This is a genomic window from Arthrobacter sp. NPDC080086, assembly GCF_040702285.1.
Map to the genome: position 1 here is coordinate 1 of NZ_JBFBKP010000009.1, position 24,050 is coordinate 24,050.

Here is a 24,050-nt window from a genome sequence, read left to right on the forward strand (position 1 = left end):
TCCGGCACGCTGAACATCCCGGTGGGACGGATCCGCAAGCTGGAGATGGGCCCCGAGTACATCAGCGCCTTTACCGTGGGTGACCAGCTTCTCTGGGGCGCGGCCGAACCGCTGCGCCGCATGCTCAAGATCGCCACCGGCACCCTCTGACGCCCGGGGCTAAGGCCCGAGGAACTGCCGGTACTCCGCGGCCCGCAGCTCGAACGATTGCCGGGCGGCGGGCCGCAGTCCGTCCCGGGTCTCGAAGGGTTCGGCGACGACGTCGACGCCTTGGTTCCGGCCGCGACTCGCCGTGGCGCTCCACGTCCCGACCACCTGCCCGCCGGCCACGATTGTCTTCTTGAAGACACCGTTGCCGCCCGGCACGATCTTGTCAGCATGGTCGGCCGGGAGGACGACGGACCGGTCCGTGTAGCCGAGGACGAACTCATCGAACCCCGGCAGGGCCAGCACGGAGCGGCCGCCGGGCACACCCTCGGCCAGCAGCGCCGCGGTTTCCGGGGCCAGCCAGTACCGGTTCCCCTCGAACTCCAGCTCCGCCAGTTGGTCCCTATTCTGCGCCAGCGCAACGCGGGCCTCGGTGAGCGGAATCCCGGACCACCAGGCGAAATCCCGTTCCGTGGCCGGGCCGTGGCTGCGCAGGTAGCGCAGCAGCCATTCGGCCGTCCCCTCCGCCCGGTCCAGGGTCCGCGACGCCGTGATCCAGTCATCGAAGGCGACCACCAGCTGCTGGTTGCCCGCCAGTGGCCCCAGGACCAGCAGGCGCAGCTGGCAGAGGGCCGCGAGCAGGTGGATGCCGCGCTGCCCGGCCGGGGATTGCCCCGCCTGATCAAACGCCTCGAACAGCTCAGCCCGGCTGATTGCGGCACCCCCGGCTACCCGTTGCAGCGCGGCGTCCGCGGCGGCGTCGATGTCCGCGCTGGTGATCTCCAGTTGCCGGTGCCGTGCGCCCAGGCTCCGGAGCAGCCGGCCGGAGGTGATCTGCAGGATCCAGCCCAGGTCCTCGGGAGCGAGCAGGTGAAGAGTGCCGCGCATCGGCCAGGACCGGACCACCTCGCCGCGGTCCAGGGCGCCGCGCACGTCGGCCAACGCAGCCCCGGGGACCCGTACGCCTACGGCCCAGAGCGCGGCCGGCAGGTCCTGGGCCTGCATCGCCGTCATGGTCCGCACCGCCTCCGGAACCGACGCGAAGCCCGCCCCGACCAGTCCCTGCGACACGAGCCTGAGCCGCCCCAGCAGAGGACGGGTCAGGCGCGGACCGGCGGGTTTCATGGCACCATCCTAGGGCCGCCCTCCGTCCGCCTGCGGGAACATGCGGAACCCCCGGAGCCCTCCCAGCGTCCGCCCAGCCGGAGTCCTTAAACTGGATCAATGACATTGGGAGACGTGTGGCCCCGGCTGCGGCCGCTGTGCCGGAGGCTGGCCCTGCTGGGCTGGGCCGCCAGCGCGGTGGGCATGGCCGCGGGACTCGCCGTCGCCATCGCCAGCGGCACCCGCCTCTCCCCCCTGATGACGACGTTCCAGACGGTCTCCGTGGCCGCCATGGCCGTCGCCGTCGTGAGCTTCGCGACCGCCGCCACCCTGCAGCCCCGGCGGACCCCCAGGGAGCAGGAGCGCCGGGACCTGGAGCTGGACCCGGGCGCCGCGTTCCCCGCCACGGTGCAGAGCCTGCTGCTGGGGTCCCTGGCCCTGCTGGCCGGAGCGGTGGCGTTCGCGTGCGCCGGGCTGATGCTGCGCAGCGGCCCGAGCGTGCAGTCCGTGGCCTTCTGCCAGGTGTTCCTCCTGGGTGCGGCCGCCTCCGGCTTCACGTTCATGCTCTTCACCAAGGTGGTCCCGCGGCGGGGACGCAACTAGCCCGCTGCTGACGCGGCCCCCCCGTAGGCTGGTCCGATGACTGTGGGGAGTTTATTCGGCGGGGTGGGACGCGCCGGCCTCTTGTGGCTGTCGCTGGCCACCCTTGCCGTCGCAGCAGGAACCGCCGCGACGGTGGGGGCCCTGGGCCAGGAGGCGGGCGGACGCGACCCGGAGCCCTATCTCATCTGGGGAATCTTGGGGTTGGCCGGCGGGTACGCCTCGCTCTCGGCCGGAGGCCGGGCGGTCGCTGCGGCGCCTGGGAAGATCAGGCTGCTGCGCGGCTGGCGTGAGCATCCCCGTTCGGTCCACGTGCTGGTGGTGCTGACCGCCCTGGGCACGGCGGCATCCATCGCTGCCATGGTGCTGGGCTTGAACCATGCTTTCGGCGGGATACGGGACAGCACACTTTCCGCGGCCGTCTATTACCCCACCATGGCGCTGGCGGGCTGGGCGCACGCGCTGGCGGCGTCGGCGCTGAAGACCCGCGCACGGCAGGAAGAACCCGCCCCGGATCCCGTGGGCTAGAGTTCGACGCCGATCAACAGCGGTTCGGGATGCAGCTCGATGCCGAACCGGTCGGCGACGCCACGGCGCACCTCGCGGGCGATGGCCAGCACATCATCGGTGCTGGCGCCGCCGCGGTTGGTGATGGCGAGGGTGTGCTTCGTGGACAGGGAGGCCCGGCCGCCGGACACGCTGTCCGGTTCAAGGCCAAAGCCCTTGCCGAAGCCGGCCCGGTCGATCAGCCAGGCCGCGGAAAGCTTGACCATGCCTTCGGCGCCCGCGGGGAACCGGGGCGCGTCGGCCGGCAGCCGGTCTGCGGTCTCGGCCGGCACGATCGGGTTGGTGAAGAATGACCCGGTGGAGTATGTATCGCGGTCCTCGGCGTCCCAGACCATGCCCTTGGAGGCCCGCAGCCGCAACACCTCGCGGCGGACATCGTTGGAGTAGGCCCGCTGGCCGACCTCGACTCCGAGGGCCCGGGCCAGCTCGGCGTAGCGAATGGGGGCGCTCATGCGTCCCAACGGAAGCTGGAATTCGACCGTGAGGACCACGTAGCGGGGCGAACCCTCGACGGTGGTCTGCTTCAGGATCGAGTCGCGGTAGCCGAACTTCAGTTCGGAATTGGTGAAGGTCTGCACGGCGTTCCGCTGCCGGTCCCAGGTGCGGACCGCGGCGATGGTCTGGGACACGTCAGCCCCGTAGGCGCCGACGTTCTGGACCGGGGTGCCGCCGGTGGCGCCGGGGATGCCGGAGAGCGCCTCAATGCCCGACCAGGCGTGCCTGACGGCGTGTTCCACCAGGGCGTCCCAGTTGTGACCGGCCTGGACCACGACGGCAACGCCGCCGCAGGAGTCCTCGGCGTTGACGGTGAACCCCTCCGAGGCGATCTTCACCACCGTGCCGGCGAACCCGCCGTCGGCTACCAGGAGGTTCGAGCCGCCGCCGAGGATCAGCACCTCCTCCCCCGCGGCGTCGGCGGTGCGGACGGCGTCGATGATCTCCGCCTCGGTCCGGGCCTCCACATAGCGGGCGGCGGGACCGCCGACGCCGGCGGTGGTCAGGGAGGAAAGCAGAGTCTGGGTCACCCCTCCAGCCTAGCCGCGTTCGGCGGCCCCTCCGAAAGCCGGGGTGCCCGCCCGGGGAGACAGGCCGGCACCCGCGTGTGAATGCGGCTGGCACCGGACCGGCGGGCCAGGAGTCAGGCGGCCTTCCGCGCCACCGGGGAGAGCAGGAAACTGACCACCAGCATCACCATCACGGCCAGCAGGGAGTGCAGGATTCCCACGTGCTCGGCCAGCAGTCCCAGCAGCGGCGGGCCGCAGAGGAACGCGCCGTAGCCGATGGTGGACACCACGGAAACCCGCGCCGCGGCGCGCACGGGATCGTCGGCCGCAGCGGACATCCCCACCGGGAAGCCCAGGGACGCGCCGAGTCCCCAGAACGCGAGGGCCACGTAGGCCAGCCACGGCACCGGGGCGAAGACGAACAGGGCGAGGCCGCCGACGGCCAGCGCGGCGCACCAGCGCATCACCGGGACCCGGCCGAAGCGGTCCAGCGCCACGGTTCCGGCGAACCGGCCCACGGTCATGAAGGTGACGAACAATCCGTACCCGGCGGCCCCGGCGGCCTGCGTCTGGCCGTGGCCGTCGGCCAGCGCCAGCGCCACCCAGTCCCCCGCAGCCCCCTCGGCGAGGGCCAGGCCGAGGACCAGCACACCCAGCAGCAGGGTCCTGCGGTCGCGCCAGGCCTGCGCGATCTGGCGTTTGTTGTCCAGAGGCGCGGCCGCGTCCTGGGTGGCCTGGCTGATCACGGGGATGGGCCCGGTGGACGGGTCCTCGAAGGGATCGGGGCCAGCGGGGGTGAAGGGTTCGTCGGCGGTCACAGGGGTGACGTCAGCGCGGAACCAGGTTGCGGCCGTAGCCACGGATCCGGCGACGAGGGCGCCGACGGCGGCCAGGTGCCAGGCGACCGGGATCCCGGCGCCGGCGGCCCACGCTCCGGCGCCGGCCCCCGCGACCGTTCCGAGGCTGAAGGCGCCGTGCAGGCGCGGCATGATGTGCCGGCGCACAGCCCGCTCGACGGCGGCCCCCTCGACGTTGGAGGCGGTGTTCCAGCTGGCGGTGCCCAGGCCCACCACCACCAGCCCGGCCGCGACCGCGAGCGGGCTGACCAGGATGGAGGTGCCGATGCCGGCGATCACCAGCCCGATGCCCACCATGATGCTGCCGATCCGGATGGTCTGCTTGGACCCGAAGTGCAGCACGATCAGCCCGGACGCGGACACGGAGACGAAGGACCCCAGCGTCATGCAGAGCAGCAGCAGGCCCACGGTGCCGGGAGTCAGGTCCAGCCCGTCACGGATGGCGGGGATGCGGGACACCCAGCTGGCGAAGGCGACGCCGCTGAAGGCGTACGCCGCGACCACCGCGTTGCGCCACCGGGTGATCTCGGTGGCCTGCGGGGTTCCGACCGTCACGGCAGCGCCATCGGGTCAGGCCACCTTGACGACGGCCTGGGCCTTCATCAGGACCTTCTGGCCGCCCGAGACGACGGTGAGGTCCACGCGTGCGGTGCCCGCCTCGGCGTCGAGCGCGCCGATGACGGCAGCGACCTCGATCACGGCGCCGGCGTCGGGCGTTCCGGTGGTGTCCGCGACGGGGACGGGCTTGCTGAAGCGGGTCTGGAAGTCCACGACGGCGGCGGGGTCGCCGGCCCAGTCGGTGACGAGCTGGACGGCCGCGCCCATGGTGAACATGCCGTGCGCGATCACGCCGGGCAGGCCGACACCGGTGGCGAAGGCCTCGTTCCAGTGGATGGGGTTAAAGTCTCCGGAGGCGCCGGCGTACTTGACCAGGTCCGTGCGGGTGACCTCGATGGTGCGGCTGCCCAGGTCCTGGCCGACCGTGAGTTCTGTGAAAGTGGGGGTCATGGTTACTGTCCCTCTCCGCGGACCAGGATGGACGAGGTGGTGGTGGCGACCGGGACGCGCTGCCCGGAATCCGCCCCGGCGTCGTCACCGGTGACGGCGAAGATTTCGGCGCGGGTGGTGATCATGGCCCCTCCGCCCATGGCGCGGACGCCGTCGACGTGCAGCTCGGCGACCAGCCGGTCCCCTGCCGTGATGGGGCGGTGGTGGACGAAGCGCTGGTCCGCGTGGACCACGCGGGAAAAGTCGATGCCGGAGGCAGGGTCCGCGATCAGCTGGGCGTCGGCGCGCTGGGCGACGATGATGGCGAAGGTGGGCGGTGCCACCAGGTCCGCGTGGCCCAGCGACCGGGCAGCCTCGACGTCGAAGTGGGCGGGGTGGGCGGCCTTAACGGCGCGCGCGAATTCGCGGATCTTTTCCCGGCCGACGTCGTACACCTCTGCGGCAGGGTAGCTGCGTCCCTGCAGGTCCGGATTAATAGTCATGAGTCCAGCCTAGCGGCCGCTACCGCTGGAGTTTTTTGCGGATCGCCTGGCCGCGGACCACCATGCCGGCGATGTGCAGGATGAGGCCGGCGCCGATCACGCCGAGGGCGGTGAAGGACAGCGCCTGGTTACCGGTGGAGTTGCCGATCAGGGTGAGGATGATGCCGGCGGCGATCAGTCCCATGGCTCCGAAGACGAGCACCTTGTAGCGGGTCGGCGCGGTGGCCCAGAATTCGTTCAGCACCCTGCCATTCTACGGGGCCGGACCGGGCGGCCCGCCCCGGTTTGGAGGCCCCGGTGTGGAGGCTCCGGCTCAGAAGAGCGACTCTTGGACCGCCGGCACGTCGGAGTGGTGCTCCCCGGTTTCCAGCAGGCGTCCCTTCAGGTCTCCGAGGTTGACGACGAACTCCGGCCCGTTGTCCATCAGGCCGGCGAGGGCGATCCCGCCGCTCAGGGACCGGATAGTGAAGCCGTGGGCGTCGGCGGCGAGGGGGTGCGGGTACGGGTGCCGGGGGCTGTGGCCGCAGGCCAGGTCCGCCAGCGCAGGCCGGGTCCAGGGTTCGTCCACCACTTCGTACCCGTCGCCGCCGGCCACACTCAGCAGCGCCCTGGCCCGTTGAGCTTCCTCGGCGTTGCGGGCATCGATCTCGGCCGCGGGGCGCGGGTCGGCCAGGCCGGCGGCTTTGGCGGCGGACCGGATCTGTTGGGGCAGGCCGGCGTCCCGGGTGACCAGGTCCTCGAGCAGCCGAACGATCCGGCCGTCGTCGGCCCGGGCAATGTACCGTGCCGCCACTGTGCCCTGTTCGGCGAGCCGGTGCCATTTCCGGAGCGCGGAGGCCGTGCCCACCTTGGTGGCGCCGTGGGCGAAGGAGGCGACGTAGAGCCAGTGCGGCTGCATCAGGTAGGCCCGCAGGCCGGGCGGGACGCGGCCGCCGCGGTGGAAGTCGTGGATCAGGCGGGAATCGTCCGCCGCGAAGCAGGGGCCGCACTGGTTTCCGCGCTCGGCGTGAGCGTTCCGTGGGCAGGGGATGTGGTCCCGCTCGGCCGGGCCGTGCACCCTGTGGTGGCCCAGGCAGTGTTTGCCGGGGACGGAGATCCGGAACCCGAGCCGGGTTCCGGCGTCGAGCTCCACGTCCCGGAAGCCGCCCGCGGCGTCCTGGACGCGCAGGGCGGCGCGGGGATTCTCCGGTTGATCCCAAAAGACCCCGTGAACCAGCTCGTTGGCATGGGTCACGGGGTCTCCTGACGGGTCGGGCGCGGCTACAGGGCCGGCTGCACCCCAAAGGCTACCGCGAGCTTCATGATCTTCTCGGCGCGGCCCAGGCGCGGCAGGTCGGAACCGTCGCGGATGACGCGGCCGTTGGCCTCGAAGTCGGCCATGAAGTCCGTGGCCCAGGCGACGTCCGACGGCGTCGGGCTGATGACCTCGTTGATGACATGGGTCTGGTCGATGGCCAGGCACAGCTTGCCGGTCATGCCCATCATCACGGTGATGCCGGTCTGCTCGCGCAGGATCGGGTGGTTGGTGCCCACCGTGGGGCCGTCGATGGGGCCGGGCAGGTTGCCGACGCGGCTGGCGACGACGAGCTTGGCGCGCGGGTAGGCCATGGCCTCCGGGGTGGCGGCCATGCCGGTGTCGCGGCGGAAGTCACCGGAGCCAAAAGCGAGGCGGAACGCGCCCTGGGCCTTGGCGATGTGGTTGGCTTCCTCGATGCCGACGGCGGACTCAACCAGCGGGATGACGGGGGTCTTGCCGTCCATGCGGTGGAAGCTCTCGGTGACCTGGTCCGCGGACTCGGTCTTGGCCAGCATCACGCCGAGCAGTCCGGGGGTGCCGCGGAGGCCGGCGAGGTCGTCGGCCCAGAACGGGCTGGTGGCGTCGTTGATCCGGACCCAGGCGTTGCCGCCCGCGGTCAGCCAGTCGACGACGTGCTGCCGGGCCTGGTCCTTCTGGGAGGGGTCCACCGCGTCTTCGATGTCCAGGATGATCGCGTCGGCGCGGGACTCCGAGGATTCGGTGAACAGCTCCGGCTTCATGGCGTTGACCAGCAGCCAGGAGCGGGCGATCTCGGCCGGGACATTGCGTTGGGGCCGGACAATCCCGGCGGTGGTCGTAGAGGTCATGCCTCTACGCTAGCCGCCCGGAACGTCCGGCCGCCAAGTACTACCCCGGTTCCGGGCGACCATTACGACCAAAATCACGTTCCCGCCGCCCACGGGCCGTCAGATGGGGCTTGTAAGAGCCTCGCCTGCCGGCCCGTGGGATGGGTTAGGGGATGTTGCTGCCGCGGGCGGTGATCCAGAGCCGGTACCACTCGGGCCGGGTCATGGCCGCGGCCACGTCCGCCGCACCGGCGCAGGCGCGGATCCGCTCCGGGTTGGCGCTGCCGATCACCGGAGAGATGCCGGCCGGATGCTTCATCAGCCAGCCGAGCACCACGGCTTCGCCGGTGGTGCCCTTCTCCGCCGCCATCGCGGCGACGAGTTCCGCCGTCGCGCTTGCGGCGGCATCCCCACCGCCGGCCGCCCCGGTATACCGGCCCTGGGCCAGCGCCCCGTAGGCCTGCAGCCCGATGCCACGGCGGACGCAGTGCTCCACGGTGCCGTGCGGAAAGCTGTAGTCCGTCCCGTCGGCGTGGTTCACCAGGACCGTGCTCTCCAGCCAGGCCCGGGCCCCGAGACTCATCTCCAACTGGTTGGCCACGACGGGTGCTTCCAGCCGGTCCTGCAGCAGCTCGATCTGCGCCGCGGACATGTTTGACACGCCGACCGAGCGGACCTTGCCCTCGGCCATGAGGCGGCCGACGGCGGAGGCCACCTCGGCCGGATCCAGCAGGGGATCCGGCCGGTGCAGCATCAGCACGTCCACGTAGTCCGTCTTGAGCCGGGCCAGGCTGCCGTTGACCCGTTCCCGGATCGCCTCGCCGCTTAGGTCGTAGTAGGCGTCGAGTCCGTTGTCACCCAGCCGGATCCCGCACTTGGTCTGCAGCCGGATCCGCTCGCGCAGGCCCGGCGTCCGTGCCAGCACCTCGCCGAACACCGCCTCGGCCTTGCCGCCGCGATAGATGTCGGCATGGTCGAACAGGGTGATGCCGGCCTCCAGGGCGGCATCAACCGCGGCCGCCGCCTGATCGACGTCGGCAGAGGTGTACGGCTCCGCCGACCAACTGCCGCCCAGACCCATGCAGCCATAAATCAGTTCCTGGACGGGGTTCAGTTCCTTGACGGGGGGCACTTCTTCGGCACTCACCGCAGCCAGACGGTGGTGTTGCCGGGCAGCCGGCCGCCGTCGAGGGGTCCGCTGCTGATCAGGACCTCACCGGCGGGCAGGTCGACGGCGTCGGAGCCGAAGTTCGTCACCGACTGCCAGCCGTCGTGCCGGCGGAAGTGCAGGACACCCGCGTCGCTGTTCTCCACCCATTCCAGTTCCTCGGAGGCCTGCAACTCACGGCGGAGCTTGAGGGCCTTGCGGTAGAACTCCAGGGTCGAGCCCTCTTGGCCGTCCTGGGCGGCGACGGCGTAGCGGCCGAACCATTCGGGCTGGGGCAGGTGGGCACGTCCGGCGCCGAAGCCGAAGGAGCTGCCCTCGGTTTCCCAGGGCAGCGGGACACGGCAGCCGTCGCGGCCGATCTCGACGCCCTTGTTGCGGAAGAACGTGGGGTCCTGACGCTCGGAGTCCGGGATTTCGCCGACTTCCTGGAGGCCCAGTTCCTCGCCCTGGTACAGGTAGGCAGAGCCGGGCAGCGCCAGCATCAGCAGAGTGGCGGCCCGGGCGCGGCGCAGGCCGAGTTCGATATCGAGTTCCTCGGCGGGGGCGCCGGCGAGGAGCCACCCCTTGCCGTCCTGGCCCTTGGCGTGCTTGCCGCCGCCCTGCGGGAGGCCGTAGCGGGTGGCGTGCCGGACGACGTCGTGGTTGGAGAACACCCACGTAGACGAGGCACCGGACTCGGTGGCCTCGGCGAGGTTACGGGTGATGATCTCGCGGAACTCGTCGGCGTCGAAGTCGGCCTGCAGCAGGTCGAAGTTGAACGCCTGGCCCAGGCCCTGCGGGCTAGCGTAACGGGCGCGGCGGCTCGCGTGGACCCAGGCTTCGGCGACGGCGGTGCGCGGCGGGTTGTATTCGTTGAAGACCTCGCGCCACTCGACGTAGATCTCGTGCACCTCGTCGCGGTCCCAGAACGGGTGCGAGCCGTCGATGAAGCCGTCGGTGCCGGTGTTGGCCTCGCTGAGTTCCAGCTTGGAGAGCAGCGGCTCGGTCAGGTCCTTGGTTAGGGCGTGGGCGACGTCGACGCGGAAGCCGTCCACGCCGCGGTCGGACCAGAAGCGCAGGGTCTTCAGGAAGTCATCCCGGATCTCGCGGTTGGACCAGTTCAGGTCCGGCTGTTCCTTGGCGAAGATGTGCATGTACCACTGGCCGGGCGTGCCGTCGGGCTCGGTGATGCGCTCCCAGGCGGGGCCGCCGAAGACGGATTCCCAGTCCGAGGGCGGGATCTCGCCGTTCTCGCCCTTGCCATCGCGGAAGATGTAACGCTCGCGGGCATCCGAGCCGCGCGGGGAGGCAAGGGCCTCCTTGAACCATTCGTGCCGGTTGGACGAGTGGTTCGGGACGATGTCGGCGATCAGCTTGATCCCGGCGGCGTGCAGCGCGGCGGACATCTCGTCGAAGTCGGCGAGGTTACCCAGCTTGGGATCGACGTCGCGGTAGTCGTCGACGTCGTAGCCGCCGTCGGCGAGGGCGGACGGGTAGAACGGGGAGAGCCAGACGGCGTCAATGCCGAGGGCCTTCAGGTACGGGACCTTGGCGGTGATGCCCTTGATGTCACCGATGCCGTCGCCATTGGAGTCGGAGAAGCTGCGCGGGTAGATCTGGTAGACGGACGCCTGGCGCCACCAGTTCGGGTCGGCGGCGGCGTCGGATCCGGACAGGGTGGCCAGCGTGGCGGTGTTCGACAAGTGAAGTCCTTTTGAGAGCCGGGTCTGATACTTTGGACAGCATAATTTAGATAGAAACTAAATCTATTACCGCTCAATTATGGGTGCCGCGTTACAGGGAGGTCAAGATTCCGCAGCCGCACGCCGCCGGTACGCCGCAGTCCCTCCGCCGGGTCAACGCCCAGGCGGTTCTCGCCGCCGTCCGGACCACGGAGGTGGCCACCGGCACCGGGCTGATGGCAGCCACCGGACTCACCCGTGCCACCGTGATCGCCGTGTGTGAGGACCTCGTCCGGAGCGGCTGGCTAAGGGAGCTGGACACCCCGGCCCGCGAAGGCGCCTCCCCCTCCGCCGCCGCCGGCAAACCGCGCAAGGGCCGGCCCGCGCGGCGCTTTGAACTGAATGCCCGCGCCGGCGTCGTCCTCGGCGTCGACATCGGCGCGGGGACCACGACGGCGGCCGTCGCGGACCTGCGCGGCACCGTCCTCGGCCGGGCCAGTGCGGCCTTCCGGGCCACGGACATCCCGGCGGCGGAGCGCGTCAGCGTGGTGGACCGGGCCTGCCTGGACGCACTCCGGGAGGCCGGCCAGACCCCGGAGAAGGTGCTGGCGGTGACGGCCGGCATCGCCGCCCCGGTCGACCGGGAGGGTGCCGTCCTCGCCGCCCAGCACTTCTGGACCCTGTTCGACGTCGGGCTCCGCTCCGCCCTCCACGAACGGCACGGCTGGCCGGTGCGGCTTGAGAACGACGCCAATCTCGCGGCCCTGGGCGAACGCTGGCGCGGAACCGGCGCCGGGGTGGCAGACCTGGTGGTGCTGCTGGCCAGTGAACGCCTCGGCGCGGGGGTGCTGGAATCGGGCCGGCTGCTGCATGGCCGGGCGGGCGGTGCCGGGGAGATGGGATTCCTGTCCCTCGTGGAGGGCGTGGGCTCCAGCGCGGGCATCGCGAGCCTGGCCAGGACGTGGCAGGCGGAGGCCGGGGGTCCCACCGGCGGCGGTCCGGCGGGGGCCCGGCGGGTCTTCGCCGACGCCGCGGCCGGGGACGCTGCCGCGCTGGAGATCCTCGACCGCCTCGCCGAGCGGATGGCCCGGGTGATCGCCGCGATCGCGAGCTTCATCAACCCCGAGCAGGTGGTGATCGGGGGCGCCGTCGCCGATTCCGCGGGCGCGCTGCTGCCCGGCATTAGTGCCGCCCTGCCGGCCCTGACCGCCACTCCCCCGCGAGTCACCGTGTCCACGCTGGGGGATACGATCGTGACCGTCGGAGCCGTCCGGCACGCCCTGGACTACGTCGAGGCGAACGCCCTGGACCTGCGGCTGGTGATGTAGCGGCTGCTGCTACTCCGGCATGGTCATGGTGCGCAGGTCCAGCTGCCTCAGCACCCGGTCCGCCACCTCGGGGTCCATATCCGGTTCGTTCCGGGCGGCCACGACTTCCTGGCGGGCTGCGTCCAGGGCGATGGTCTGAACCGCGATCGCCAGCTCCCGGCCACGCTTGCGCTTGTCCCCCAGGCTTTCGTTGCGCAGGCTGCCGTCGAGCAGCTCGGCGTGCAGGCGGGTCATCTTCTCCTTCACCAGCGCCACCTTCTCCGGCGGCAGCTCCTTCATCAGCTGATGGTCCTTCAGGGCGGCGACGGCGGCCTGCTGGGCCCGGGCGGCCAGAAGGCGGGCGGCATCCCGCTCCACGGACCCGTCCTCCGAGGCCTTCAGCACCCGCATCAGCCACGGCAGCGTCAGCCCGGGAAGCACCAGGGTGGCCAGCAGCACGGCGCAGGCAATGACCAGCAGCTCGCTGCGGGCCGGGAACGGTGTACCATCCTCCAGGGTAAGCGGCAGCGCGAGGGCCAGGGCCAGGGTGGCCAGCCCGCGCATGCCGCACCAGGTGAGGATCAGCACCTCCTTGGCGGAGGTCGGCCGCAGCGTGTTCTTGCCGCTGCGGGCCAGGCCAGACATCAGCGCCAGCCAGCCGAAGCGGACGGCGAAGACCAGGACGCAGATCACCGCTGCGGTGCCGGCCATGCCAAGGACCGCCGTGCCTTCGTCGTGGATGACCTGCCGGATCTCCAGGCCCACCAGCCCGAACGCCAGGCCCGTGACCAGCAGTTCCACGACGTCCCAGAAGGCGGTGCGGGTGATCCGCTCGGCGGCGTCCTGCGGCCGTGAGTGCCGCTGCACCTCGAGGGCGGTGACGACGACTGCGATGACGCCAGAGGCGTGGAGCTCCTCGGCGAGGATGTAGGCGGCGAACGGCACCACCAGGGTGACGGCGCTCCGGGCCACCATGGACTGCACCAGCCGGGTGACCAGGCCGGTGAGCCAGCCCATGGCAATCCCGACCCCCACGGCAAGGGCCGCGCCGAGCGCGAACTGGAGGACGACGTCGGGCCCCAGCTTGGTGCCCGAAACGGAGGCGGCGACGGCGGCCTGGAAGATGACGATGGCCGCCGCGTCGTTGAACAGGCCCTCGCTTTGCAGCACGGTGATCAGCCGGCGGGGCATGTGGACCCGGCCGGCGATGGAATCCACGGCGACGGGGTCCGGGGGTGCCACCATGGCCCCGAGGGCGATGGCGGCGGGGATGCCGATGCTCGGAATCATCAGCCAGGCGGCCCCCGCGACGACGGCGGTGGAGACCACCACCAGGGCGACGGCGAGCATGAGCAGGGTACGCCAGCGGACCCGGAAGACGGCCCAGGAGCTGCGCTGCGCGGTGGCGAAGAGCAGCGGCGGGAGGAAGACCGGCAGGATCAGCTCCGGGGTGATGTCCACCTCCGGGAAGCCGGGGATGAAGGTCAGTGCCACGGCCAGGATCAGCATCAGCACCGGGTAGGGCAGCCGGAGCCGGTCCCCCAGACCCACGGCCACGACGGTGGCCAGCAGTAGTCCAATAATGAGGGCCAAAAGATCCATGTGCTCACTTTCCCCGGGGTGATTGCTGCCGGCCCGTCGGCGCAATTGCCATTGCGGCGCGGCCGGGAGCCCCTACCACCCTACCGGGGGCGCGCCTGCGCCCCCGGGCCCGGGGATCGGTACGGCCTAGACCAGGGACTTGAGGGCGTCCGCCACGGGAGTCGAACCGTCACGGAATTCGATGGTGTGTCCCGCGGTCTTCGGCTCCGCCAGCACGGCGGCAGCGACCAGCGCGACGTTGGCGCGGGCGGTGCCGGTCCCGTCGGAGGTGTCGGCCGGGTTGGCTTCGATCAGGCCGTTGCCTTCGCCGTCGGTCAGCGAGCCCGGGCCCAGGATGGTCCAGTCCAGGCCGCTCTGGCGCAGGTGGGAGTCGGCAGCCGCCTTGGCCTCGGCGTAGGCGTGGAAGCTGTTGTCCTCGGGGACGCCATGGTCCGGCCCGGCGCCGAGGTAGGAGACCATGACGTAGCGGCGCACGCCGGCCTGGTCTGCGGCGTCCATGGAGCGGATGGCCGCGTCACGGTCGACGGCGTAGGTGCGTTCCGGGCTTCCGCCGCCGGCTCCGGCGGACCAGACGACGGCGTCGTGGCCGTCCAGCGCCGCGGCGATCTCCGCCGTCGTCGAGTTTTCCACGTCCAGCACCAGGGGGGTGGCGCCGGTGGCGGCGACGTCGTCCCGGTGTTCGGGGTTGCGGATGACCGAGGTCACCTGGGACCCGTCCTGGGTGAGGATGCCGGATAGTTTCAAGGCCACTTTGCCGTGGCCGCCGATGATCGCAATTTTCGTCATCGTTCCATTCTGTCCCACCCCGCCGACCATCGCACCCTTTGCGCTATCACGTCGGGGAGACCTAGCCGACCTGATCGGCAAATGCGGAAGCCAGTCCGGAGAGGACTTCTTTGTTGAGATGGTCCGGGTCGTAATAGATAGACACCCCTCCGATGGCCGAATAGCAGTTGCTGTCGTCGCAGAAGTAAGCGTTCAGATCTATGGGACGCACGTGGGGGCTCTGAATTCTGTCGACTGCTGCTCGGAGCGGGTCGGGTGGGAGCGCCCGATCCTTGGCCACTGCACAAGTCGCGGGGTCTGATGCGTGGATCGACACACAATCCGGGCTGCGCACTGCGCCATTCTGGGGAGGATCAAAGATTGGCAAAATTGTGGCCCCCGCGTCCAGCCATCGTTTCCAGTATTTGACTACCCCGTCTGCGTACTGAGCTGGCTGGCTCCTACCGGTGCCATCGTCAATCTGCTCTCCGGAAGCAAACATGCTGACGAAGACCTTGCTTGGCCGGTCCCGCTCCACCGCGGTGGCTACGGTCTGGCTCCATTTCTCGCAGCTGGCTTTCTTCGCCGGGTCGGCTGCTTGGCCTTGGTATCCGGCGTAAGGGGCGTCGACAAGTGGACAGCCACCGAAGTAGCTCCACTTCAGCTTCCAGTGACGTTTCTTAGCCAACTCGAAGACGGCTGTTTGCCATTGCTGCGCGTGGGAGTCTCCTACCAGCCAGACGGTCTCAGCCTTCGGGTCCCCGGCGGACAGATCGCAGGAGGCAGGGTGGCCCTGCAGTCCGTCTTTAAGGGTGTTGTCGTTTGTAGGGCACTCATCAGGGAATTGAGCGTAGGAATTCTGAGGACCCATGTTGGGCAACGTGACGGGAATCGTGAAGGGATTTCCGCAGTCCGCCTGTCGGTTCATCACCGAAGGGCCGTGACAGGGATTCGCGGCCAGCCTGTCCGCCAGCGCCTTGGCTTCGTTCGACTTCTCCACACTCAGAAGGCCCAGTCCAAAAGCTGCCAGAGCAACGGCGACCATTCCAGCCGTCAGGGACAAGAAGACGACTCGGACGCGCCCCCGGCTCGGCTGAGGTTCGATCCATCGGTCTTCCACCACGCGCTTGGTGGCCCAAGCCAGCACGAGCGCAATGAATAGCACACCGAGCTTCGCTCCAGTACCTGGTTCCGCGCCGAGGACAAAGGGCGCGACGACAATGAGCGGCCAATGCCACAAATACATTGAGTAAGAAATTGTCCCGAGAAACTGAACAGGAGAACTCGCCGTCACTCGTGCATGCCACATCCGTGCGCCGTCGGATCCAGCAAGAATCACTAATGCCGTTCCTAGTACGGGGAGGGCGACGGTCCATCCCGGGAACGGGGTGTTGCGGCCGAATGAAGCGGCACTGGCCAGAATGACGGCAAAACCCGCCAGTGCTGCGAGGTTGCGAACCCGCAGCGTAAGCGTCGGGATGGAACCAGCCAGAGCGACGGCCGCCCCGACTCCGAACTCCCACGCCCGGACATGAGTGACGAAGTACGCCTCGCTGGGTGCCACGGCCGTAACATAAACGCTGCAGATTAGCCCTCCCGCGGCAACGACGCCGACCGCCGCTTTCAGGACAGCTTCCGGGGACTTGGACGCCTTCCGGGCCGCCACATAGAGACCCATCAGACCGAGCGGCCACAGAAGGTAGAACTGTTCCTCCACAGAAAGCGACCAGAAGTGTTGCGCAACCGTGGCAGAGTCGTTCATTGCAGAGTAATTGACAGATTTGGCGGCCAAGAGCCAGTTCTCAACGTAGAACGTACTTCCCAGAACCTCCTGCACTGTTGCATTCCAGCGCGTGTAGGGAAGAAAAGCTCCCGCAAGCAGGACGGATGAAATCAACACAAGCAGGGCGGCCGGAATAAGGCGTCTGACCCGACGGGCGTAGAAGGCCGCGAGCCGGATCCTGCCACTTGCCCGCAGTTCTTTGGCCAGATGGGCCGTGATCAGGTAACCGGAAATAACGAAAAACACGTCGACGCCGACGTACCCACCCGGAACGCGCTGGGCCCAGTAGTGGTTGAGAACGACGAGGCCCACGGCCAGAGCGCGGAGCGCTTGGATGTCGGTCCTGAAACCCCGTCTCCGAGTGCTGACGACATCACGTCGAAGGAGCGGTGCGGGAGGGCCGCCTGGGCGGGAAACCGAAACTGACATAGTTCCTTTCGACGCAGCTTGAGGCCCACACCTCATCGCTCCGTGGTAGTAGCCGCGTCCCATGGGCGGACCCGACCATACAAACTGCTAGCTTGGGAAAAAATAATCTGGAGCGCGTGTAAGCGTCAGTCCGACAGCTCCAGTCACGCAACAACCGTCAACATTACGAGAAATTCAGTCGCACACCCACAAAGAGGGCACCGAGACCGCGAAGTTCCGGACTGTGTTGCCGGTGCGGGGGAGGCCCGTCACGAGGCTCGAGTCCCGACAAAAAAGGCCCCCAGAACTGTTGAGATTCCGGGGGCCTTATCTGGTAGCGGTGGGGAGGCTCGATCTCCCGACCTCACGATTATGAGTCGTGCGCTCTAACCAACTGAGCTACACCGCCACGAATGAGAAAAACCTGCGTCAAGCCGGTCAAAACCGCCTTGACGCAGGCCCTCATTCAGAGCCCCCCACCGGAATCGATCCGGTGACCTCGTTCTTACCAAGAACGCGCTCTACCACTGAGCTAGGGGGGCAACGAGTAAATACTCTACCGGAAGATTCCGCTCCCAACAAATCGGCGCAGCCGGCGGCCCGCTACCCCCAAAATCCGCGCCAGGAAGCGGATGCAGCGGCACCCGGGACCTCTGAAACAACGACGGCGGGACCCCTTCAGGCCCGGATGTGACGAAGGCTACGTTGCACCCGGACCGGGCCTCTGTGGGCGAACAAAAAAGGACGGACCGGCTCGCGATGAGCCGGCCCGTCCGGGTAGTGCTTAGCTACAGGTGGTTACCACTTGTTGCGGGGCTTGAAACCGCCCTCGGTCCGCGGCTTGCGGTCGCCGAAGCTGCGCTCGGAACGGTCGCTGTAGGAGCGGCCGCCGCGGTCCGCTGAGGACCGCTCGCCGCCGTCGTTCTTGCGGAACTCGCGCTTGAAGCCGCCGCTGCCCTTGAAGTTGCCGCTGCCGCCGGAGTAGCCGCCACGGCCGCCGTGGCCTGCGCCGCGGTCCCCGGAGGGCTTCCGGCCGTTGTCCAGCTCCAGGTGGATCAGCTCGCCGCCGATCCGGGTGCGGGACAGGGCCTTCAGCTGCTCGGGGCTGAGGTCCGCCGGGAGCTCCACGAGGGAGTGGTCCGAGCGGATGTCGATGCCGCCGATCTGGGCCGAGGAGATGCCGCCCTCGTTGGCGATGGCACCCACGATCGAGCCCGGCATGACGCGCTGGCGGCGTCCGACGGCGATCCGGTAGGTGGCGTTGCCCTCGGTGAGCGTGCGGGTCGGTCCGCGGGAGCCGAAGCCGTCCTTGGAGCGTTCGCGCTTCTGGTACTCGGGAGCCGCGGGCAGTTCCTTGACCAGCAGCGGCTGGCCGCCCTGGGCCATGACGGCCAGCGCCGCGGCGATCTCCGCGGCGGGTACGCCGTGCTCTTCCTCGTAGGAGGAGATCAGGTCACGGAACGCCGCGACGTCCTCGGACTCGAGGGTCTCGGTGATCTTGTCCGCGAACTTGCCCAGGCGCAGGGTGTTGACCGTCTCGGCGGTGGGCAGGTGCATCTGCTCCACCGGCTGGCGGGTAGCCTTCTCGATCGAGCGCAGCAGGTACTTCTCGCGCGGCGTCATAAACAGGATCGCCTCGCCGGAGCGGCCGGCGCGGCCGGTACGGCCAATCCGGTGCACGTAGGACTCGGTGTCGTGCGGGATGTCGTAGTTGATGACGTGGCTGATGCGCTCGACGTCGAGGCCGCGGGCGGCGACGTCAGTGGCGACCAGGATGTCGATCCGGCCTTCCTTGAGCGCGTCGACGGTGCGTTCGCGCTGCTGCTGCGGGATGTCGCCGTTGATGGCGGCAGCCTGGAAGCCGCGGGCGCGGAGCTTGTCGGCGAGGTCCTCGGTGGCCATCTTGGTGCGCACGAAGGCGATGACGCCGTCGAACTCTTCGACCTCGAGGATGCGGGTCATGGCATCGAGCTTGTGCGGGCCCATGACCTGCAGGTAGCGCTGGCGGGTGTTGGCGCCGGTGGTGGTCTTGGACTTGACCTGCACCTCGGCCGGGTTGTTCAGGTACTGCTTGGACATCCGGCGGATCTGGCCGGGCATCGTGGCGGAGAACAGGGCAACCTGGCGTCCCTCGGGGGTCTGCTGGAAGATCTGCTCCACGTCATCGGCGAAGCCCATGCGCAGCATCTCGTCGGCTTCGTCCAGCACCAGGTACTGGAGTTCGGACAGGTCCAGGGAACCCTTGGCGATGTGATCGATCACGCGGCCGGGGGTGCCGACAACAACCTGGGCGCCCCGCCGCAGGCCGGCCAGCTGCGGGCCGTAGGCGGAACCGCCGTAGACCGGCAGGACGGTGAAGTCGTCGATGTGCTTGGCGTAGGAGGTGAAGGCCTCGGCCACCTGGAGCGCGAGCTCACGGGTCGGGGCAAGCACCAGGGCCTGGGTCTTGCGGGACGGGCCGTTCAGGTCGTGCAGTTCGGCGAGCCGGGACAGGGCCGGCACCGCGAAGGCTGCGGTCTTGCCGGTACCGGTCTGGGCGAGGCCCACGACGTCACGGCCCTCGAGCAGCAGCGGGATGGTGGCCGCCTGGATCGGGGACGGCTTCTCGTAGCCGACGTCCTGCAGGGCGGCGAGGACGCGGCCATCGATGCCGAGGTCGACGAACTTGACGCCCTCTTCTTCCTGGCCGGCGTTCTCAGCGGGCTGCTCGGCCGGAGTCCCGGCGGCAGTGGCTTCGGTGGTCTCGACATCGTTCGTACCGGTCGCGGTGGCGGTTTCGGTGTCGACGGAGTGGTCCTGATTTTCGGGCATAGGTGATTCTTCCTCATCCATAGGGGCCAAGCGGCACAACCCGAGGTGAGCGGAGCCGCAGAACGCGTGACGCACTAACGCCGGGCATCCTTTGACCGGCCGGTCACAGAAGTCCGGCGCTTTCGCAATCCCTGGCAGGACTTCACGCTGCATCTCTTGGCTGCTATCCCAGCAGTCTGTACAGCGTTTTCTTTAGCCGGCTCTCCCTATGAAAATGCCCGCTCACAATGGCGGGCCCCAACACTTACCAGTCCTGCCTCAAAAATTGGGCAGGAATTAGGGATTTCCGGAGTGGGGGATGTTTCAAGTGTAGGCCATGGCCCCGCACGGGCGCCAACGGAGAACGACGACGACGGCGGTGAGCTTGCGCACACCGGCCGTCGGGGCCAGGGCCAAGGCGTATTTAGGCACGGCGCAGGCCTACGGCTACGGCCCGCTTCAGGCCATGCGGCCGGCTTGCAGCTTCTCGAACATCCGGTGGTACTCGGGCTGCAGCCGGATGGAGCCGTCCGCTTCGGCGTCCCGCAGGGCGTCCGCGTCCTCGGGGGTGGGGTCGGCAAACCACTTGCCGACTGTGACGCCGTGCGCCGGGACGTAGAGCCGGTGGATGTGGTCGCCGGCCTGGATGGTGCCGGGCTTGACCACGCGCAGGTAGGACCCCACCCGGCCGGCCTCGGTGAAGCGCTTGACCCAGTGGGGCTCCCCCACCCGGCGCTGGAACGTGCTGCACGGAACGCGGGGCGAGGTGACCTCCACCTCAAGGTCCAGCCCGATCCGCCAGCGTTCGCCGATCACCGCATCCGTAGCGGAGAGGCCCGCCACCCGAAGGTTCTCGCCGAAGTACCCCGGCGGGATGTCCCGGCCCAGTTCCTCCGCCCAGTAGTCGGCGTCGTCCTGCGAATAGGCGTAGAGCGCCTGGTCCTCGCCGCCGTGGTCCAGCCGGTCGGCCTGCACGTCGCCGCGCAGTCCCAGCCGGTGGACCTTGACCGGGCCCTGGACCGGGCGCTTGTCGATGGCGGTGACGCCCAGCCGTCCCTCATCGCCGAGCAACTGGTGCACCACGCAGACGGCAAGCACAGATGCGGTTTCCATGGCACCAGTGTAGGCCGGCGCGGGGACAGCGCGGCCGGGTTTTTGAGCGGTCGAATCCGCTGCGGACCGGCTGTTTGCCGGTTAGGCTGGCTTTCAGAATTCCGCGGTCCGCCGGAGTGCCGGGCCGTCCCGGCCGACGCAGGCCCGCCATTCGGAGAAGCAACCACGCAGGGGGAAGCATGGACACGCACGACGGCGGGCGCAGCGCCGCGGACCAGCCCGGGGAGCCGGCAGGCGACCGGGCCGCTGACAAGGCTGCCAATCAAGGCGACGCGACCACGCCCGGGAAGGGTCCCAAGCCGCCACCCTGGCAGGTCCCCCAGCCCGAACTCCGGTCCGAACTGCTGGATCAGGCCGGTACCAACCCCGCACCGGCTCAGGGGCAGGCGGAGGCCGGCCCCACCGCCGTGTTCGATCCGTTCGAGCGGGACCGCGAGCGCGCCGCAGCGGCGCGGAAGAAGCGCTCCCAGCGCCGCACCGTCGTCGTCGGCCTCGGTGTCACCGCGCTGCTGGCCGGCACCATCACCGCCATGGTCTCCAGCGGCGGCGACGACGCCGACTACGCCCAGGTCTGCTTCAACGACGAGACCGGCGAGCGCGTGGACGACTCCCAGTGCGGCAACAGCAGCACCGCCGGCCGCAGCTCGGGCATCTACGCCTGGTACTTCTACTCTCGCGGCGCCAGCGTCCCCGGCATCGGCCAGAACCGCTCCGCCTACCCCAGCTTCAGCAAAACCGTCCCCTCCGGCGCCAAGGCCTCCACCGGCTACAGCTCCAAGGGCGGAACGGTCAGCCGCGGCGGCTTCGGCGGCAGCGCCAAGGGCGGAAGCACGGGAGGCTAGGGATGAAACGGCTGCACTCCACACCCCGCCCGGACTGGAAGGCCCGGATCGAATCACAGGGCCTGGTGTTTTCCACCACCGAGCTTCCCGACGGGAAAACCCTCGAGTACTGGCACGAGGACGCCTACTACGAATTCACCATGGACGAGGTGGAGACGCTGGAGACCACTGCCGAGCAGATGCACCTCATGTGCCTGGAGGCGGCAAAGTTCCTGGCCACCGGGGCGATGGGCGGGATCGGCATCGGCCCGCAGGCACTCGAGCTGGCGGCCGCATCGCTGCAGGCCGGCGACGTGGACATCTACGGCCGCTTCGACTTCGTCTACGACGGGGGCGGCGGCCCGGCGAAGATGCTCGAGTACAACGCGGACACCCCCACCGGCCTGATCGAGGCCGCCGTCGCCCAATGGTTCTGGCTGCAGGACGTCCACCCAGAAAAGGACCAGTGGAACGGCATCCATGAGGCCCTGATCCGGCAGTGGCGCAAGCTCCAGTACCGGACCGGGATGAGCACCCTGCACGTGGCCCACGCTGAGGAGGAGGAATCCGGCGAGGACTGGATGACCGCCGCGTACATGCGCGACGTGGCCGAGCAGGCCGGCTGGAGCACCGTTGGGATCAACATGTCGGACATCGGCTGGGATCCCAACCTCAACCGGTTCGTGGACCTGGACAACTACCTGATCAGCACCATGTTCAAGCTTTACCCCTGGGAGCTGATGATCAAGGAACCGTTTGGCCAGCGGCTCTTCCAGCGGGCCTCCAATCCCCGCTGGGTGGAACCGGCGTGGAAGATGCTGCTCTCCAACAAGGCACTCCTTGCCGCGCTGTGGCACCTTTACCCCGGCCACCCCAACCTGCTGCCAGCCTATCTGGACGGCCCGGGCCCGCTGCGGGAATGGGTCGCCAAACCGCTGCACGGCCGGGAGGGGGACAACATCCGGATCCACGCCGACGGCCTCAGCCTGGAGCAGCCCGGGGACTACGGCCGGGAGGGCTGGTGCTACCAGCAGTTCCATGCCCTGCCGGACTTCGACGGCAACCGGCCGGTGCTGGGGCTGTGGGTGGTCGACGGCGAATCGGTCGGCTGCGGGATCCGCGAATCCGACGGCCCTGTCACCGACTACTTCTGCCGCTTCGTCCCCAACACCATTGACGCCCCGGCCCCCGCTCCCCCGGCCGGCCAGAACTCCACCAAGGCAGGTATCGCGCTATGACCATCCCCTCCACGGCGGCGCCCGGAGCCGCGGAAGCCGTCCCGGCCAAGGGCCTGCGCGCCGGCATCCTGGACTTGGGCGACTCCGTCATGCTGGGCCTGGCCTCAACGGCCCCGGTGTACTCCCTCGCCGCCACCCTGGGCCTGATCATGGCCGTCAACGGCAATGCGACGCCGCTGATCCTGCTCCTGGGCTTCATTCCGGTCCTCTTCATCGCGTACGCCTTCCGCGAGCTCAACAGCGCCATGCCGGACTGCGGCACCACCTTCACCTGGGCCCGCAGCGCCTTCGGCCCGTGGGCCGGGTGGCTGGGCGGCTGGGGCGTGGCGCTGGCAGGGATCGTGGTGTTGGCGAACCTCGCCCAGGTCGCCGGGCAGTACCTCTGGCTGCTGATCGGCGACGGGTCGCTCGCCGGCAACCCGCTGGTGGTAACGGCCACCGGCGTCGTCTTCATCGTCTTCATGACCCTGGTGAACTATCGCGGAATCAGGCTGGGCGAGCACGTCCAGCGCACCCTGACCTACGTCCAGTACGTGTCCCTCGGCATCTTCGCCGTGGCCCTGATCGTCCAGATCGCCGCCGGCAGCCCCGCAGCCTCGGGCCAGCCGTTCGACCCGGCCTGGTTCAACCCGGCGGCGCTCGTCACCGATCCGGGCGCTGCGGTGCACGGGGTGCTGCTGGCCCTGTTCATCTACTGGGGCTGGGACACCTGCCTGGCGGTCAACGAGGAGACCGAGCACCCGGCCACCACTCCCGGCCGCGGCGCGGTGCTCTCCGCCGTGGTCCTGGTGGCGATCTATGTCTCGGTGGCGTTGCTGGTGATGATGTATGCCTCGGTCGGCACGGACGGGATCGGGCTGGGCAACGAGGCCAACCGCAGCGACGTTTTCCTGGCGATGAAGGACACCGTACTCGGCCCCTGGGGCTGGCTGATCGTGGTCGCGGTCCTTGCCTCGGTGCTGTCCTCGACCCAGACCACTATCCTCCCGACGGCCCGCGGCACACTCTCGATGGGCGTGCACGGCGCGCTCCCCCGGCGCTTCGCCCACGTTCACCCGCGCAACCAGACCCCCGGGTTCTCCACCCAGGTGATGGGCGCCGCGGCGGTGGGCTACTACGTGCTGATGAGCATCCTGAGCCAGAACCTGCTGGCCGATTCGATCAGCTCGATCAGCCTCTTCATCGCCTTCTACTACGCCCTGACCGGGTTCGCCTGTGTCTGGTACTTCCGCGGGACCCTGCGCGCTTCGGCCCGGAGCCTGTGGTTCCGCGGGATCCTGCCCGCCGTCGGGGCCGTGGCGCTGACGGCAGCGTTCGTGGTCTCCGCGGTGCAGATGTGGGACCCGGGCTACGGCAACACCACCATCTTCGGCGTCGGCGGGGCCTTCGTCAGCGGGGTAGTGCTGCTGGCACTGGGTGTGGTCCTCGCCGCCGTCTGCCGCTTCGCCCCCGCCACGCGGGACTATTTCGTCCGGCCCACGCGGACGGAGCCCGCGGTCGACGGCGCCCGGCCGTAGGATGG

At 69.3% G+C, this 24,050-nt stretch carries 22 protein-coding genes and 2 tRNA genes; 7 read left to right on the forward strand and 17 right to left on the reverse strand.

What is annotated here, in order from left to right; translation table 11 throughout:
- The coding region (locus AB0305_RS05375) for an Asd/ArgC dimerization domain-containing protein (RefSeq protein ID WP_366172016.1) at positions 1-150 on the forward strand (150 nt) is incomplete at its 5' end.
- 9 nt (positions 151-159) lie between these two features.
- Here the strand turns inward: AB0305_RS05375 and AB0305_RS05380 are convergent.
- Positions 160-1,272, reverse strand: coding sequence for a winged helix DNA-binding domain-containing protein (locus AB0305_RS05380; RefSeq protein ID WP_364133444.1), 1,113 nt, complete (start codon positions 1,270-1,272; stop codon positions 160-162).
- A 99-nt stretch (positions 1,273-1,371) separates the two neighbouring features.
- Between AB0305_RS05380 and AB0305_RS05385 the strand changes: the two genes are divergently transcribed.
- Positions 1,372-1,854: a hypothetical protein gene (locus AB0305_RS05385; RefSeq protein WP_364133447.1), complete on the forward strand. Its 483-nt coding sequence runs from the start codon at positions 1,372-1,374 to the stop codon at positions 1,852-1,854.
- 36 nt (positions 1,855-1,890) lie between these two features.
- Complete coding sequence (locus AB0305_RS05390; protein ID WP_364133450.1) at positions 1,891-2,379, forward strand: hypothetical protein; 489 nt, start codon at positions 1,891-1,893, stop codon at positions 2,377-2,379.
- Here the strand turns inward: AB0305_RS05390 and AB0305_RS05395 are convergent.
- The 9 genes from AB0305_RS05395 to AB0305_RS05435 all read right to left on the reverse strand — a co-directional run bounded on the left by AB0305_RS05395 (position 2,376) and on the right by AB0305_RS05435 (position 10,722).
- A complete protein-coding gene (locus AB0305_RS05395; RefSeq protein ID WP_364133453.1) occupies positions 2,376-3,443 on the reverse strand; it encodes a UDP-N-acetylmuramate dehydrogenase in 1,068 nt (355 codons plus the stop codon). The two genes, AB0305_RS05390 and AB0305_RS05395, sit on opposite strands and share 4 nt — an antisense overlap.
- A gap of 113 nt (positions 3,444-3,556) precedes the next feature.
- Positions 3,557-4,834: an MFS transporter gene (locus AB0305_RS05400; RefSeq protein WP_364133455.1), complete on the reverse strand. Its 1,278-nt coding sequence runs from the start codon at positions 4,832-4,834 to the stop codon at positions 3,557-3,559.
- Between the two features lie 15 nt (positions 4,835-4,849).
- Complete coding sequence (locus AB0305_RS05405; protein ID WP_364133458.1) at positions 4,850-5,287, reverse strand: MaoC family dehydratase; 438 nt, start codon at positions 5,285-5,287, stop codon at positions 4,850-4,852.
- A 2-nt stretch (positions 5,288-5,289) separates the two neighbouring features.
- A complete protein-coding gene (locus tag AB0305_RS05410; RefSeq protein ID WP_364133461.1) occupies positions 5,290-5,769 on the reverse strand; it encodes a MaoC family dehydratase N-terminal domain-containing protein in 480 nt (159 codons plus the stop codon).
- A gap of 19 nt (positions 5,770-5,788) precedes the next feature.
- The gene (locus tag AB0305_RS05415) at positions 5,789-6,013 is read right to left on the reverse strand and encodes a DUF3188 domain-containing protein (protein WP_290255982.1); all 225 of its coding nucleotides are present in this window, start codon (positions 6,011-6,013) and stop codon (positions 5,789-5,791) included.
- Between the two features lie 69 nt (positions 6,014-6,082).
- Positions 6,083-6,937: a DUF2797 domain-containing protein gene (locus AB0305_RS05420; protein ID WP_364134643.1), complete on the reverse strand. Its 855-nt coding sequence runs from the start codon at positions 6,935-6,937 to the stop codon at positions 6,083-6,085.
- A gap of 92 nt (positions 6,938-7,029) precedes the next feature.
- Complete coding sequence (locus tag AB0305_RS05425) at positions 7,030-7,893, reverse strand: CoA ester lyase (RefSeq protein ID WP_290255983.1); 864 nt, start codon at positions 7,891-7,893, stop codon at positions 7,030-7,032.
- Positions 7,894-8,038: 145 nt separating this feature from the next.
- The gene (locus AB0305_RS05430) at positions 8,039-8,986 is read right to left on the reverse strand and encodes an aldo/keto reductase (RefSeq protein ID WP_364134646.1); all 948 of its coding nucleotides are present in this window, start codon (positions 8,984-8,986) and stop codon (positions 8,039-8,041) included.
- Between the two features lie 29 nt (positions 8,987-9,015).
- Entirely contained in the window at positions 9,016-10,722 is a 1,707-nt protein-coding gene (locus AB0305_RS05435; RefSeq protein ID WP_290255985.1) for a glycoside hydrolase family 13 protein, read from the reverse strand.
- A gap of 83 nt (positions 10,723-10,805) precedes the next feature.
- Between AB0305_RS05435 and AB0305_RS05440 the strand changes: the two genes are divergently transcribed.
- Entirely contained in the window at positions 10,806-12,029 is a 1,224-nt protein-coding gene (locus tag AB0305_RS05440) for an ROK family protein (RefSeq protein WP_364133465.1), read from the forward strand.
- Positions 12,030-12,038: 9 nt separating this feature from the next.
- On the opposite strand, the gene AB0305_RS05445 is transcribed toward AB0305_RS05440, so the two are convergent.
- The 7 genes from AB0305_RS05445 to AB0305_RS05475 all read right to left on the reverse strand — a co-directional run bounded on the left by AB0305_RS05445 (position 12,039) and on the right by AB0305_RS05475 (position 20,469).
- Positions 12,039-13,610, reverse strand: coding sequence for a Na+/H+ antiporter (locus tag AB0305_RS05445; RefSeq protein WP_364133468.1), 1,572 nt, complete (start codon positions 13,608-13,610; stop codon positions 12,039-12,041).
- A 126-nt stretch (positions 13,611-13,736) separates the two neighbouring features.
- Entirely contained in the window at positions 13,737-14,396 is a 660-nt protein-coding gene (locus tag AB0305_RS05450) for an NAD(P)H-binding protein (protein WP_364133470.1), read from the reverse strand.
- A gap of 61 nt (positions 14,397-14,457) precedes the next feature.
- The gene (locus AB0305_RS05455; RefSeq protein ID WP_364133473.1) at positions 14,458-16,650 is read right to left on the reverse strand and encodes an acyltransferase family protein; all 2,193 of its coding nucleotides are present in this window, start codon (positions 16,648-16,650) and stop codon (positions 14,458-14,460) included.
- A gap of 248 nt (positions 16,651-16,898) precedes the next feature.
- Positions 16,899-16,975 (reverse strand) — tRNA-Met (locus AB0305_RS05460).
- Between the two features lie 61 nt (positions 16,976-17,036).
- Positions 17,037-17,108: transfer RNA gene (locus AB0305_RS05465), tRNA-Thr, on the reverse strand.
- 256 nt (positions 17,109-17,364) lie between these two features.
- Complete coding sequence (locus AB0305_RS05470) at positions 17,365-19,377, reverse strand: DEAD/DEAH box helicase (RefSeq protein WP_364133476.1); 2,013 nt, start codon at positions 19,375-19,377, stop codon at positions 17,365-17,367.
- Positions 19,378-19,815: 438 nt separating this feature from the next.
- Positions 19,816-20,469: an MOSC domain-containing protein gene (locus AB0305_RS05475; RefSeq protein WP_364133479.1), complete on the reverse strand. Its 654-nt coding sequence runs from the start codon at positions 20,467-20,469 to the stop codon at positions 19,816-19,818.
- 179 nt (positions 20,470-20,648) lie between these two features.
- Between AB0305_RS05475 and AB0305_RS05480 the strand changes: the two genes are divergently transcribed.
- From AB0305_RS05480 to AB0305_RS05490, 3 genes are read left to right on the forward strand one after another with little or no spacing between them, the layout of a single operon-like run.
- On the forward strand, positions 20,649-21,311 hold the full coding sequence (locus AB0305_RS05480) for a Tat pathway signal protein (protein ID WP_364133482.1): 663 nt from the start codon (positions 20,649-20,651) through the stop codon (positions 21,309-21,311).
- A 2-nt stretch (positions 21,312-21,313) separates the two neighbouring features.
- Positions 21,314-22,528: a glutathionylspermidine synthase family protein gene (locus AB0305_RS05485; protein WP_364133485.1), complete on the forward strand. Its 1,215-nt coding sequence runs from the start codon at positions 21,314-21,316 to the stop codon at positions 22,526-22,528.
- Positions 22,525-24,045: an APC family permease gene (locus AB0305_RS05490; RefSeq protein WP_364133488.1), complete on the forward strand. Its 1,521-nt coding sequence runs from the start codon at positions 22,525-22,527 to the stop codon at positions 24,043-24,045. Before AB0305_RS05485 ends, AB0305_RS05490 begins: the two co-directional genes overlap by 4 nt.
- Positions 24,046-24,050: the final 5 nt, after the last annotated feature.